The organism is Sphingobacterium chuzhouense (assembly GCF_014692525.1).
Taxonomy (GTDB): domain Bacteria; phylum Bacteroidota; class Bacteroidia; order Sphingobacteriales; family Sphingobacteriaceae; genus Sphingobacterium; species Sphingobacterium chuzhouense.
Window position 1 is genome coordinate 1,185,046 of the sequence record NZ_JACNYL010000001.1, and the last position, 15,020, is coordinate 1,200,065.

The window sequence follows — 15,020 nt, forward strand, 5'->3', positions numbered from 1 at the left end:
TCACGCTTATTAAAAGGCAAGCCGCCTTCCTCCCCGTACGTATACGGAGCTTGTTTGTGAAATATTTCATAGTAACTTTAAGTTTATTCGGCACTTATTTTTGCATAATTGTTTTACCATTCGGAAAGTGCAAGCGTATGGCCAGATCTCTTCTCATGATCCCCTACGTTAAAGGAAATATTCAAATGCTTTACCTCATGTGGATTCATTTGGATTTCAAATCCTACAAATACGAATCCTGGATTAGGTGCGTCATACTCTTTCGGTGGTTCGGCGCTCCAACTTTTCCATTGAATATCATCCATATCTTCTAAAAAAACCGTTATTTTCTTTTTCCCGTTTTTTAACACCAAACGATTTCCATCAATTTTATCTACGCGAGCAGGTGTAAGCATCGCCCAACGTACGGTAGCACGGTTTTTCCCTGTTTTTATTTCATCCCGAACGATTACATATGATTTATTCAGAACAGCAATCCCTCTGGTTGCTTTTTCCAACTGCGATGCAAATACAGATGTTAAATCAAATACTGCGTTGATTTGTTCCTCATTTTCGCTTTTTTTGATAAGCTTGGCATTGCCTTCCATCTGATGCAACTGCCCATTTATGGTCAAGGTATTATGTGAGAAGTTATTCAATCGGAAAACATCCCATCGAGGCGATTGCTGGTGCATATCCCAAATTTTTAATCCCGCCGACTCCAATGAATTATATTGTTGCATTCCTAGTTCACTTGCCCATCGAACGCCATCCATGTCTAACACAAAAGATCCAGCATCCATGTGCCCGTGGCTGACCGATGCTGTCCCTCCTTTAAACCCTACATAAATATCCTTCGTCTTGTTCCATCCCGTTCTTAATACCGCAATTTCGTTCTCTGAGGTAGCATGCCAAAGCTTTGTTGTGGGCGCTTGGATTTTATTAACGTCGATACCGTCTGCCCACAACATCGCCAACGGTAAGAGACGATTGCTTTTTTCATTAAATTTCTGACGTTCTAGAAAATCTTTTTCGATAAAAAGCACACTGCGGTCCTGAAGCTTATTGGCAAACCAGAACATGGCCGGCTGAAGTCCTTCCACACCACCTGCATCGCCATAGTTAAAAACCCGCCCTGAAGTTCCCATAAGATTGGCGTAAAAGGATGCTGTTTGTAAAAAACCAGGCTGGGAAGAAAGGCCAAAATCGCTACCAAATGCTTTTTCCAGCATATCGATAAAAAGTACATTGAAAGATGTGCCGTATGCCCAATAACTATATCCTTCTGTATAATTTCCAGCAGGGGCATAGGCTTCCATTGGTATGCGAATACTGGCTATCGCTTTTTCGATTATATCGTTGCAGAGTGCTTCGTTTTCCTCAAAGACAGCAAGTGCACCAAAAGAAAGTCCTGTATTACAAACTTGGTTCCAGTTGTTCTTCGCTCTTCGCCATCCGTTATATGCAGCATCCTGTCCTGGAGCCAAACCTTTCTGTAGAATAGCATTTCGAATGGTCTGCCGGGATGCTTCCGGCAATTCATGATAAAGCCAATCATATCCGATAGCCGTTGCCAGTGTCATTTCCGCAACATCCAAGAAATGGCTTGGATTCCAATCGGCGAACTGACTTACGGCAAGGAGCTCTTGCTCCGCTTTTTCCAAATAAGATCGTTCTTCCGTCATCCTCCAACTGTAAGACAGATAAAAAATACGACGTAATGCCTCTCTGGACGTTTGTAGGATCCGGCGTCCGATCTGGTTACGGGTTAACGGTTTCATATCCAATATGGCGGTACTTTCCCGTAAAATAACCTCATGTAGGTTACGCCACGCTGTATGTGTCAATACCCCCTCTTTTAGCTTCTCTTCTTCACCTTGCCGTAATAAAAGCCGAGGGTGATCGGAAATACGTGAAAAATCCGGTTTTATTTGACCAGAGGTTACCGATATAACCCCTATAAAAAATAAACAACTTATTAATTTCTTCATGGAGTAGGTGATTGAATATATCGATTTAAAGCCTCTAAATAGTAATAATCAGCATAGACCAATGGAACATCTATTTCGACTCCGTGTGGAATGCTTCCGACACTGTGTTTGAGCAGAAAACCTCCATTTGTTCCGTGTGATGCGAAATAGGCCGGATTGCTTAAGCTTTCTAAAATTTGAATCGCCGCAGTTCTATACTTTTTTTCATGTTGACCGGTGAATGTCGCCAGTTCGAATAACGCCGACGCCACTACGGCTGCTGCCGACGCGTCTCGGTAGTTGGTACGGACATGATTTGCATTGGAACGTTTAGAGGGCGTATATCCGCGTTGGTACGCATTGAAATCCCAAAAAGTAATCTTATCTGCGGGTAAATTGGGATGATCGATATAATAGTCCGCCATTTTACGGGCCGCTTCCAAAAATCGCGGATATTTCGTTTCCCTATAGGTCATTGTAAAACCGTATATCGCCCAAGCCTGTCCTCTTGCCCATGTTGAATTATCGGCGTATCCCTGTGCAGTTTCTTGCGTAAGCACCTGCCCATTTTTGGGATCATAACAAACCACATGAAAACAACTATAATCTTTTCGTATCTGGTTTTTTAAGGTGTTTTCGGCATGACGGATAGCCATATCCCTATAACGAGTATCTCCGGTCACCTTAGATGCAAAAAATAACAGTTCCAGATTCATCATATTGTCAATAATGACCGGGAAAGTATATTTTTCTTTCCCCCTCCAAGAGCCGAAGGCATTCCACGATTTAATTACGCCGGTCTTTTCACAAAAACGCGTACTTAACGAATGTGCAGCCTGTACCAGAATGTCCTTATATTTTTCATCTTTTGTCAGTCGATAAGCATTGCCGTAGCTACAATAAACCATGAATCCCAAATCATGGTGCTCTTTAAAATCTTTAAGTCCTTGTAATTTTTCCGTCCATTTTATCGCTTCTTTGCGCAGGCTTTCATCCCGTGTACCTTCATACGCATACCATAGACTACCCGGAAAGAAACCGGACGTCCATTCATATTGATTCGTAAATACAACCTCTCCCTTATTATCTATCGTACGCGGGAAAAGTGAATCGATCTCGTTTGCTTTTGTTAATAATGTATTCAATTGTTGTTGTGCCTCATGAAAGCACGCTTCCAGTGAATCTAAGGGAGGAGCAGCTTGCGCTCCCGTCGATACGATTGACCTTAACACCAATAGAAAGAATAAACTACTTTTAATTCGGATTTTTTTCACTGGATTTTATTCTATAATTTTAATTTCCATTTCTTTTACTACAATTTTCGTATTTGCATACGCGGAATTGGTTGCCACAAAACTTACTGTAAATGTGCCTGGGTTGTTGTATATAAATTGATAATTCCGTAGCCAGTCGTCGTTATAGGCTTTAATTCCCAGTCCTAAATCCGGAGAAATGGACGTCAGGGCAATCGGTGCGGTAATCGCCCAATCATCGCTCGCTAAATCACTGTCATACCCTATCGAGATACGATCGTCACTTGCTGCATTTCTAAAATCCCATATTCGATTAGGTCTACTCCCTCCCGTTGCCAAATAAGGATCTTCATCTTCTCTTGCATTGAAATCAAATGCTGTCCAACCCGCATTGCCCGTCCGCATAACGTCGTAAGTGATACCATCCGCGTCGTTGCCAACTCTAAAAGCCCTAACTTGATAACGTGGCCAATCTCTATTGGCTGGGCGGTCATACCTAAAGGCCACATACAGCGGATTGTTACCATAGCTTGAAAGATCTATCTTAGGCGATAGTTGTGTTGTCTGTGTTAGGGGAATATCACATTGTTCGGTAATATCTTCCCAAGTTGCATTACGGATTCTTTCTGCATCCGTCGTCCGGTCTTTAGAGAATCCCTCAAAGTCCGAGGACAACAATACGTGGAAGAATCCCGGAGGCATGTCACCATTTTCCATTTGCGTCTGGAATTGCAAAAACGGAATACCATCGATTTTTGTTCGATCTCGATGTTCATACATCATCCCGGGTTCACCGGAGAAAAAAGTAACCATGTCCGCTGTTCCTTGTATATTGAACATGATACTGCTCCCTACTTCAAATACGGGTATGCCATCTTCGACTTTCAGTGCATTCTCCGTGTCTATCTGTACATCGAACACGGGAATGTCCAACTCCTCATCTGTACAAGCCATGCACGTAAGCAAAAGGAGAATACTATATTTATTAAATGTTTTCATGAAAGTTAACATATCATTGTTTACCAAAATCTGTTTTGCTTTATCTTATTATTTAAGTTCAATTCTTTTTGTGGGATGGGAAACAACTTATATTTTTCAGTCGTCTTGCTGGCGATGGCGGCCATCGTGGTGCGTTGTGATGCACTGGCGGTACGTCCGTTTCCGGTATTTGCAGCTAAGAATGGTTCTGCTGCTGCTTCCTGCATGGCCGTTTCAAATATTCCCCATCGAATCAAATCATGTTTGCGAAGTCCTTCGAAGCATAACTCCCGGGCGCGTTCGTCCCGTACGATTTGACGAAAATCATCTTGGCCCCTAACGGCGATCTTGTCTGGGTCAGCTGCCAAACTATACAGCTGGACACCTGCCCGTTGTCTTACCGCATTAATGGCATTTAGAGCTGTCTCGGTCGGGCCATTTATTTCGTTTTCTGCCTCAGCAATCATTAAGAGCACGTCGGAATACCGTAAGATGGGGAAATTGGTCGCATTGAAATTCTTATCCTTGGGTTTTAACGTCTCTTCCTCACGTCTCCATTTCGCCGCACAACGATCGGCTATTGCCGTAAAAGTTGTCAGCTTTTCATTGTATTTGGTATTGTCTGTAACATTATACCGATGTGGTGCAATACTTCTATATTTTCTTTTATCCGTTTCATCAAATAAATCCCAAAGCTTAAGCCGAATTCGAATATATCCATAGGAATATCCCAAATCATCGGAATCATCATAACAAATAATACCGTTGGTTACGCCTATCCAACTATATTTATCATCTTTCCCCGGATCTGTCGCGGAATTTCCACTAAATTCTGCTTCCCACATACTCTCTCTATAATCCGTATCATATAAATCCTGGGAATGGTTCTTAAATATCTGGTCGTAGTCTGGATTCAGACTATGCATGCCGCTTTTTTCCACTTCTTGCGCCCAATAAAGGGATTTAGCATAGGCACCGCCTATTTTAAAGGGTTCGCCTGCAAGTTTTAGATAAATACGAGCTAAAATACCCGCTGCGACAGTCTCGGTCACTCGACTGCTGTGTGCATACGTAGAAGCAGGCAATAGTTGACCAGCCTCGATAATCTGTTCTATCTCATCGACCGCCATCTCCATCACTTCCCTAGCGCTTGTTTGTTCGATATTAACGTCTGTTGCCGCTGCCGTCGGCTTCAAACGTACGGGTACATCACCCCACAGATCCGCCAAGAGATAATGGTAATATGCTCTTAAAAATCGGATTTCCCCTTCATATCGGCTTTGCACAACAGGATCCAATACTGCTCGGTGTATGTTTTCCAACAATACGTTGGCACGTTCAATACCTTGATATAACTTATACCACATACCATTGATTTGTGGTTGAGCTGAGGTATAATTCCAACTTGCTAACCGGTCTATAATATTAGCTTCTGATTGATTCCAATACCCCAGATCATCCATAGCGCCATCCACGACCATGAAACGACCGTAGGTAAAATTGCTTCCTAATGTAACATAGACACCGGCCAAAGCACTCTTGATTTCCTCCTCATCTCTGTAGTAAGTATCTGGTGAAAGAAAATCTTGTGGTTGCGTTTCGAGAAACTTATCACATGAACTACAAATCAATATAAGATGTAGAAATATAATTATTGTACTAGTGTTTTTCATAAGTCCTTATTTTAAGTTCATATTAATACCAAATGTGATCGTACGGGCTCTGGGATAGGCTGAATAGTCAAACCCTGGCGTCAAAGCTCCGGGTCTCGTAGATACTTCCGGATCCATTCCCGTATAATTCGTCCACGTCCATAGGTTCTGTGCTGCCACATACATTTTTATACCGTTAACAAAGGAATTTCGGAATACGTTGGCAGGTATGTTATAACCCACAGACAAGGTTTTGAGTCGGATATACGAACCATCTTCTATGCCATAGGAGGAATAATAGCTTCCGGAACCCTCATTGACACGTGGAATCTCACTCATCGGATTTTCCGGTGTCCATCTTTCACTATAGGACGCGAACATATTGGAGTTCGGCATATAATACCGATTGAACATATATGTATTGGCATTTAAAATATCATTTCCATAACTCCACTGGAAGAATATACTTAAATCGAAATTCCTGTAGGTAAATGTATTATTGAAGCCTCCTAAATGAGTTGGAAAGCCATTGCCAATAACCGTTCGATCGTTTCCGTCAATAACACCGTCTCCATTTAAATCTGCATATTTCATGTCTCCTGGTCGTACATTCGCTCTTGATCCCGGGTAGGCGATATTATCTTTCAGATAGTAATTGGCCCCAGTTTGCGTAAATTCCTCTGGTTTATATGTTCCTTCGTATACAAATCCGAACATTAAGCCTACAGGTTCTCCTATCCGTGCTATATAGGCAGGCTGACTATCCCGATTGTATTCCCACCAGACCGAAGTAGCTAACGTTTGCTGATTTTCGGTAAGTGAAATGACTTTATTGCGATTGAATGAAATATTAAAACTAGAAGACCAGGTAAAACTTGGTTTTTTGATATTGATCGTGTTCAAGGTCAGCTCCAAGCCTCTATTTTCCACTTCTCCGATATTCTTGAAAGAGGTGAGATAACCAGAGGATCCGGGTAATTGCGCTTCCAGTAAAAGATCTTTTGTTCGCTTATTGTACACTTCGGCAGTAAATCCTATCCGCGAATCGAACATATTTACATCCAGTCCAATATTACTCATATACGTACTTTCCCATTTTAATTCTGGATTTCCCATAACGGTCTTTGCTGTGCCAATGGTCAATTGATTGCCAAAATAATATCGATCTGTTCTATTCGCAGTTATTTGAGGAAGAGAAGCGTATTCCCCCACTCTATTATTTCCAGTAGCGCCCCAGCTTACCCGGATTTTCGCGTCGTTGATAAACCGAAGGTCTTTCATAAAACGCTCTTTACTAACGCGCCACATCAACGCTGCGGAAGGAAAATAACCCCAGCGGTTTTGCGGTGAAAATTTTGACGAGCCATCCCCTCGCATGGTGCCTGTAAAATAATACTTGCCATCATAGTTGTAATTAGCTCGTCCATAGAACGACATCAATGTCCATTCGTTACGATAAGAATTCATAGAATAAAAGTCACCTTGATCCATTCCGCTCATCCCTAAGGACTCGTACGGTATCTGTTGCATTCTGGTATTGGTATACAATATATTTTCGTTTTGCATCGAAAACCCCACCATCGCGTCATAGCTGTGCCTTCCTGTTTTCTGCTTGAAAGTCAGTGTGTTTTCAGTGAGCCAGTTAGACCGCTCTCCATACGTTTGTCCGGCATTTACACCCAGTGTCGTTGTCAATGGATTGCCACTTCTACTTTGAGAATTGTTGAAGATATCGTTTCGTGTGTCGTTTTTTGTATACCCTACAATACTTCGATACTTTAAGTTCTTCCAGATGGAGATATCGACATAGGCATTGCTCATAAAAAATCGATATATATTTTCGTTATGTTCGTTTTTTACAGCTATGATAGGATTTATCCGATAATTATCATTGGAATTGAGAATAGGATCGAATAAATCGTTTTCCAAATCAAAATCACTTGACCCTGTAACAGGACGATAGCCCCACGTATTTTGGATGAGATTGTAAGTACCGGTACCTTCGGAAAGAAAAGCTCCCATGTATCTGCTCCTATTGTAATTTACTTTTGCACCTACCTTAAGCCATTTGCGGATATCTTGATCAAGGGAAAAGCGTCCTTGTATACGGTCAAAGTCGGTATGAATGACGACACCGTCCTGCCCAGTATAAGAAAAGGAAAGATCATATTTTGTGGCGCCTTGCCCAGCCATAATAGATAGACCGTGTTTCTGCATTAACGCATTTCGAAACATATCATCTTGAAAGTCTTTCCCTGTTCCACGATAATCTTCCAATGTACGTCCATCAAAAAAGTAATATTTTTCCATCGTCTCCGGACCAAATACTTCACCTTGCAGCTTCACAAACTCATAGCCATCCATAAGTTCCATTTTCTTTAGGATGGATTGTGTACCAAAAAAGCCATCGTAAGTGATGCTAGCCTTATCTCCAGTCCCTTTCTTTGTTGTGACGATGACAACACCATTAGCTCCTCTGGCACCGTATATCGCTGTCGCTGACGCATCTTTCAAAACTTCGATAGACTCGATATCCTTCGGATCTATGGCGTTACTAATCGATCCTTCAACCGGAAAACCATCAATTACATAAAGCGGATTATTGTTTTGTGTCAACGAATTAGCCCCACGGATAATAATGTCTGCTTCCGCACCTGGCCTCCCCTCGGAAGAGACAACATTCACACCTGCGACTCGTCCTGCCAGACTTTGATCAAACCCAACGACAGGCGCTTTCTGCATTTCTTTGATATCGGCTTTGTCCACCGATCCCGTCAAGTCTCTTTTTGCTACGGTGCCATAGCCTATTACGACCACCTCGTCAATATTGACCAGGTCACGCTCTAGAACAATATTCAAAATAGACTGACTGGGGACGAGTACTTCTTTCTGTTTATATCCCACGGATGAAACGACCAATGTTCCTTCCTTTGACTGTCCGCTTAAATCCAACGAAAAGATGCCTTGGTTATCGGTAGTCGCCCGCAAGACGGCCCCTTTTAAAAGTAGTGTCGCCCCACTTATGGGATCATTTTCCGTGTTTGAAACACGCCCCTTGAGTACTTGTGCCTGTATTTCTGAAGGGATTGCACAGAAACACAGTAAAGCACCCAAAAAAAATAAGCTTTTATAGCTTGATACATGATTAGTTACTTGCATACTTTCTCAAAATATTAAAGAATGTTATATAAGTTTATTTATGTTGGTATTAGCTCGACCAGGCAAGCAACTCGCTCGATTGGATACATACAAAAGTAGAGGTATGTATCTAATTCGTTTGGATAATATCGTCCAAAATAGGTGATAAAAACGTCCAACAAATCTATCTATGGTTCGTATGCGCGTGTTTTTTACGATATTCCTGTGGAGAACACCCAAACTGCTCTCGGAAGCATTTATTAAAATAGCGAGGGCTACTGAAACCCATGGTATAGGCAACCTCTCCAATATTTAGCTCGGGAGAATGAAGGAGTAGAAATGCCGCCTTCTTTAGCCTAATGGTAGAAATAAATACATTGGGAGTTAAACCGGTAATTCCCTTCAATTTACTGAACAAGGAAGAACGACTAAGCCCTAGTTCCTGTGCCAGAATTCCAATATCCAGCTCCGATTCTAACCTACTTTCCACGATAGCGGTAGCCTTTTCTAAAAAGGCACGGTCAACCTCAGAAGTACCCACCAGTTCTTTGCTATCGGAATCGGGTTCTTTAAAAAATCGCTTTTTTAACAGGTTTCTGCTATTTATCAAGTTGTTGCATCGCTGGATTAGAAGCTCGCTGTGAAATGGCTTAACGACATAATCGTCTGCGCCTACCCGTAGCCCTTCTAATTGATGTTCTACCGCAGCCCGAGCTGTGAGCAGTATAATGGGGATGTGAGATGTGTCAAAATTATTTTTCAGCTTTGCACATAATTCTGTTCCCGAAAGGTTGGGCATCATGACATCACTGATAATTATATCGGGCTGTGCGACCGTAGCCTTTTCAAACCCTTGCAGTCCATCTGTGGCGACAATCACATTGAACAAAGGCATAAGGATTTCGCGAACGAAAGCCAACAATTCTTCATTATCTTCTACAAGTAAAATAGTTGGACGTCCCGGCTTTTGTTCCGGGTCCGTTATCCCTTCATGTTCGTCAATCCATTGTAAGTCCGCTCCTGAATACACCTCTTGTTCATAAATTTGGGATATAGCACTTTCTTCGGATATTACATTTGTTTTCTTCAGATTCACCTGGAACGTCGTCCCTATTCCTTCTTCAGATACGACCTCTATACGGCCACCATGCAATTCAACAATATTCTTCGTAATTGCCAGCCCGATACCGGTACTTCCCACTGCATTCGGCTCAATTTGGTAAAAAGGCTGAAATAAATGTGCTAGCTTATCTGTCGGTATTCCCCTACCGGTATCACGAATGGTCAAGATAACATCATCGGTTAATTCCTCCAATGTAATTTTAATACGGCCTCCGCTCTGTGTTGCCTTAAACGCATTGGATAATAGATTATTGAGTACCTTATTCATTTGCAATCTATCAAGCACGAGAAAGACTGGTTTGTCTTCCGGCAGCGATACCCGAAAATCAATTTTTTTATGCTGTGCCTTATTTTCAAATGCCAGGTATACCTCCTGGATTAGCTCCGTCATATTAACCGTTTCTAAAGAAAGCGAAAGCTGTCCTTCGTCCTGCTTTCTGAAATCCAATAGTTCATTTATCAAACTCCCCAAATTCAGCGCATTGCGATATATTTTTTGAACCCTATTCTGCGTTTGTGTATGAATATTACCAGACTTCATCAATTGTTCTACTTGTCCGATAATAAGTGATATCGGCGTACGGATTTCATGCGATACCGCGGTAAAGAAATCCAGTTTTGATTTTGCCAGTTCCTCCGTTCTTTCTTTTTCCTTTTTTTCGAAAGCCAGTGAGCTTTTTAGATATGCCCGGATTCTTATTTGTCTTAATAGCCAATACACTGCTCCTGCTATTAACAAGATATAAAACACGTAAGCGAATGTTGTTTTATATATAGCGGGATGTATCCTTATAGGGATGGTTCGTTCATCTAAAATCTCATTATCGTTGCCCAATGCTCTGAGATGGAATTTATAGTTGCCTGGGTTTAGATTTGTATAGTTCACCATATTTTCAGTACCTGGAGCGATCCAATCCTCATCAAATCCCTCCAACTTCCACATAAACCTTCGTTCGACAGATTGACTAAAGTTGATTGTAGTAAACGATAATCCGAAAGAGTGTTGGCTATGTTCTAAAGAAATATCTTTAAGCTCGTCCAACGGAACTTCCAATGGGCTACCCGGCATTCCGGACTCGACGACCTTATTGAAGAGATTAAAATTCAGAAATACAATTTTATCGGATGGTCTTGGCGTAATCATCTTCTCGGGATCGATTTGAACAAACCCTTTCGTACCTCCAAAAAACAATAAGCCAGCATGATTTAGCACTTGAGATGCTTGCAGGAAGTTTAGATCTAATGCTAATAACTTCTTGGGATAATTCTTCACTGCAAGTGTTTTCATATTCACCGAACTAATTCTATCTATTCCTGCAAGCCATAGATAATCTCCCTTTTTATCGGCTACGATGCTAAAAATAATTTCCTGTCTGGTGGATTCATCGGTTAAGACGGAGATCGTTTCTTTTGTGTTTAAATCATATCGTACCAGTCCTCCTCCATATGTCGCCAGCCATAATGCTTTGTCACTTTCTTGATAGATATCACAGATATACTTACTCCGAAGCTTTTTATTCAGTTCATGTTCCGCCACCTGCAATGACAACACATTTACTTCAAATAGTCCAAATTCAGTGGCGGCTAGCAAATTGCCGCTTCGTGTTTTTATTAAGCTGTTCGTCTGATTAAGTGGAATAGGCGTAAATAAATCCGTTTTTCTATCCAATCGGCTTGCTTCTCCTTTTTTACCGGCAAACCACATATTGCCCATAGTATCTTCCTCAATGCCATAAACAAAATCTGTCGATAAAGAGGTTTGGGTATTTGAGCTTCGAGAATAGCGCTTTATCAAGTTCCCTTGTTTATTAAATTGATAAACTCCCGCACCAAACGTACCGGCCCATATCATCCCCCGGCTGTCTTCGTACAAACTAAGTATATAAATCGATGGAAGTAGATGTTTGATCGCTTTGGTTCTCTCATTGCGATACGAAAGCCCGGCATTCGTACCTATCCAGAAATTCCGCTCTGTATCTTCCATCATCTTTGTCACAAAATCATTCCGCAAAATCCCTGTTTTATCATTTTCCTTAGATGAGACCGATATACCATCCAACGATCCCTCCATACGCGTAATTCCATTATTTGTCGCCACCCACATGCGCTGCTCTTTATCTTTGAAGATATCATAAACCGCATCTCCTCGTAAATGTTCTTCACCTTTTCCATAAGATGTTAATTGGTGCTTTAACTTAAAAGAGTGGCTATCTATTAAAAATATCCCACTACCGTCTGTACCGACAATCATCGTGCTGCTCCCCATAGTCTGTATTGCGGACACCATAGTCGACGCATTTAGGGATACATGGTTTTTTAAGACTTTACTATTTACATCATACACTAACACCCCTTTTCCCACCGTTCCTAGCCACAGCGTCTTTTTATCTTCCGTCAGATACGCTGTTTCGATTTGTATATTTTTCAAATCGTTATACTGCTTATCTGAAAGGAATGGAAACATCCTACCGTTGGTCGTATCAAACCATAATATGGCATAATCTGCTATGATGATTTTCTCCTGTGGGGAATAATCAATAATTTCCTTCACAAGGCATTCGTGTAACAATGGGGACTTGTGTAGCACAATCGTCGTATCTGGTCGGAGTTCACCGATAACGTCATGGCTGCCAAACCAAACTTTTCCATTGTTATCTACCATAGCCGTACGTACATACAGCCCTAAATTTTTCACTAAGCGAAAACGATCACTATTGGTGTTATAAGCAAGGACATCTCCATTGCTGTTATAGGCGTATACTTCCTTTCGTTGATTGGTGACGACTTTTATATATCGTGCAGGAACATTGTTTGAAACTAAAGGGATTTCATAATGTTTAACTTGGTAACCATCATATCTATTTACTCCATATCTATCTGAAAACCAAACAAAGCCTTTCTTATCCTGGGCTATTTTAAATACTTGTTGGGAGGATAAATCCTTATCATTTATTGTACGGAGTGTCTGTTGCGCACTTAACTTTATACTTATAAAAAGTATCGATATAGATAAGTAGATTCTCCACATATGGATGAGATATAAAAGGTTATTATTAATCTAAAGTAGGAAGTTCAACAATTAAATGCAAATGAATTCAATCGTTTCTGTGTGCTATAAACATCAGTATCCGTACATTGAAGTGAAATGTGGTTAAGTCAAAAAAATATTGAAATTATATATCCAATTTGAAATCCACGATCTTATACTCTGTGAGCTAAAAGGACGGTCAGAGCTGATATTGCTTTTCCGCAATTTCGCACCATCTTCGAGAACTACAACGAATGTTTCGTTGACCTGGTGTTCTTTGGTGAAGATTTGGATGATTTGCTACACTTATTGGGTAGCCGTTGTTTTTTCTATAATCATCGCGGCATTGCTACCCCCGAAACCAGAAGCTGTTTTCAAGAAACGGTTTAATGGTCGATGGGTTATTTCCTCGATAATGTTCAGCGGTTGTGACACGCCCAACGTTTTAAAACCTTCAGTCGGAATGAGTGTGCCCGACCGCATAGATTGCAGGGCAATGACCGTCTCCAATAAGCCAGATGCACCCAATGTATGCCCGTAATAACCTTTCAGGCTATGGACGGGAATATCCTGTAACCCTAACCGATGAAAGGCAACAGCCTCCATCTCATCGTTGTATAGCGTTGCCGTTCCATGTGCCGAGATAAAATCGATATCTTTTATGTCGATGGCTGCTTCCTGTCCAGCATGCAACACACTTTGCACAAGCCCCTCTCCCGTTCGCGACGGCCCAGAAATATGATTTGCATCGTTTATGGCTGCTTCTCCTAAGATCTTAAACTCCCCTTTTTCTTTAGAAACATATACACAGGCAGCCGCTTCGCCTAAGGACACCCCTGCACGATCTCTGTCAAAAGGTTTACAAGGAAATGGGCTCATGACCTGGAATGCCTGAAAACCGGACACCACAAATTCACTGACTACATCTCCTGCCAAAACTAAGGCATCGTCGTACTGACCGATCTGTACCAGACGTTTGGCAACCGATAAAGCCAATAAGCCCGATACGCAGGCTTGCGATACAATAATAGGCTGTGTCTGGAATCCCAGCACCTCTGCCATTTTCTTGGCTAGCACCGTGAGTTGCGCATCTGTCGTTTTCCCCTCCTCTAAAAACGACACATTACCCTTGGTGGTGGATAAGATCAGCGCCGTACGTGAGGTAGGTACATGTCTCTCTACAACCGGTTTCGCCGCCGTAAACAACATGCGTTCCAATAAAGTACTATCTTCCTCAGGTATTAACAGCGCTAGGGTTTCCTCGGTTGCAAATACCGATGTATAGATATTTTCTATCCGGCCGACATCATTCCGCACGACACCGCTGATTCCGCACAGTAACTGCGTCCAGTTTGATTGCCAATCCACACCCAACGGGGTGGCACAATTCATGTCGTCTATGTATATCGGATCAAAAACCATTATAACAAACCTACCTTGCGTTTCCATTCCAACACAAAATCTGGAATGTTCAACACGAGGTTTTGTGCTTTATCCAAGAATACCTGTACTGTTTCCCCTTGGCAGACCAGCTGGTCTCTCCTATTATAAATCTTAAATCGGAAAATCATTTTCGCGGCGGGCGTATCTACGTATGCGGTCACGACACGTGCGATGTCTCCGTAGCGTAGCGGTAGTTTATGTTCGCAGGTAGATTTTACAATAGGTGTCGTATATCCCGCTTTTTGAACGGTCATATAATCGATGCCATAGGTTTTACCAAAAGCTTCCCTCCCTTGTTCGAAATATAGAATATAATGCCCGTGCCATACGATACCTAGTGAGTCCACCTCGCTAAAGCGCACGGGAATGGTCACCGATTCTGTCAGCCCCGATTCCTCATAAAATTGTTCTCTTCTTTTTATCATATAACTAATGGGCTGTCAAAATAAGTATCGGC

At 41.8% G+C, this 15,020-nt stretch carries 7 protein-coding genes and 1 pseudogene; all 8 read right to left on the reverse strand.

Translation table 11 applies throughout. The annotated features are described in order from the left end of the window. Window positions 1-113 precede the first annotated feature (113 nt). On the reverse strand, window positions 114-1,970 hold the full coding sequence (locus tag H8B21_RS04550) for a heparinase II/III domain-containing protein (protein ID WP_190312578.1): 1,857 nt from the start codon (window positions 1,968-1,970) through the stop codon (window positions 114-116). Continuing rightward, window positions 1,967-3,223 (reverse strand): glycoside hydrolase family 88 protein, encoded by a 1,257-nt coding sequence (locus H8B21_RS04555; RefSeq protein ID WP_317170369.1) that lies wholly within the window; start codon window positions 3,221-3,223, stop codon window positions 1,967-1,969. The genes H8B21_RS04550 and H8B21_RS04555 overlap by 4 nt, the downstream gene beginning before the upstream one ends. Window positions 3,224-3,589: 366 nt before the next feature. Further along, a pseudogene (locus tag H8B21_RS20865) lies at window positions 3,590-4,213 on the reverse strand (DUF5017 domain-containing protein); the annotation flags it as partial. Between the two features lie 8 nt (window positions 4,214-4,221). Further along, window positions 4,222-5,853 (reverse strand): RagB/SusD family nutrient uptake outer membrane protein, encoded by a 1,632-nt coding sequence (locus tag H8B21_RS04565; RefSeq protein WP_190312580.1) that lies wholly within the window; start codon window positions 5,851-5,853, stop codon window positions 4,222-4,224. 6 nt (window positions 5,854-5,859) lie between these two features. Further along, entirely contained in the window at window positions 5,860-8,991 is a 3,132-nt protein-coding gene (locus H8B21_RS04570; RefSeq protein WP_190312581.1) for a SusC/RagA family TonB-linked outer membrane protein, read from the reverse strand. A gap of 163 nt (window positions 8,992-9,154) precedes the next feature. Then, a complete protein-coding gene (locus H8B21_RS04575; RefSeq protein ID WP_190312582.1) occupies window positions 9,155-13,120 on the reverse strand; it encodes a hybrid sensor histidine kinase/response regulator transcription factor in 3,966 nt (1,321 codons plus the stop codon). Between the two features lie 306 nt (window positions 13,121-13,426). Then, window positions 13,427-14,512, reverse strand: a complete 1,086-nt coding sequence (locus H8B21_RS04580) for a beta-ketoacyl synthase N-terminal-like domain-containing protein (RefSeq protein WP_223814828.1) — start codon at window positions 14,510-14,512, stop codon at window positions 13,427-13,429. 29 nt (window positions 14,513-14,541) lie between these two features. Continuing rightward, entirely contained in the window at window positions 14,542-14,988 is a 447-nt protein-coding gene (locus tag H8B21_RS04585; protein ID WP_190312584.1) for an acyl-CoA thioesterase, read from the reverse strand. Window positions 14,989-15,020 lie beyond the last annotated feature (32 nt).

Excerpts from the sequence above, each read along its gene's own strand:
- H8B21_RS04550 (WP_190312578.1), bottom strand. The coding sequence starts at position 1,970 with ATGAAGAAATTAATAAGTTGTTTATTTTTTATAGGGGTTATATCGGTA.
- H8B21_RS04565 (WP_190312580.1), bottom strand. The coding sequence starts at position 5,853 with ATGAAAAACACTAGTACAATAATTATATTTCTACATCTTATATTGATT.
- H8B21_RS04570 (WP_190312581.1), bottom strand. The coding sequence starts at position 8,991 with ATGCAAGTAACTAATCATGTATCAAGCTATAAAAGCTTATTTTTTTTG.
- H8B21_RS04575 (WP_190312582.1), bottom strand. The coding sequence starts at position 13,120 with ATGTGGAGAATCTACTTATCTATATCGATACTTTTTATAAGTATAAAG.
- H8B21_RS04580 (WP_223814828.1), bottom strand. The coding sequence starts at position 14,512 with ATGAATTGTGCCACCCCGTTGGGTGTGGATTGGCAATCAAACTGGACG.
- H8B21_RS04585 (WP_190312584.1), bottom strand. The coding sequence starts at position 14,988 with ATGATAAAAAGAAGAGAACAATTTTATGAGGAATCGGGGCTGACAGAA.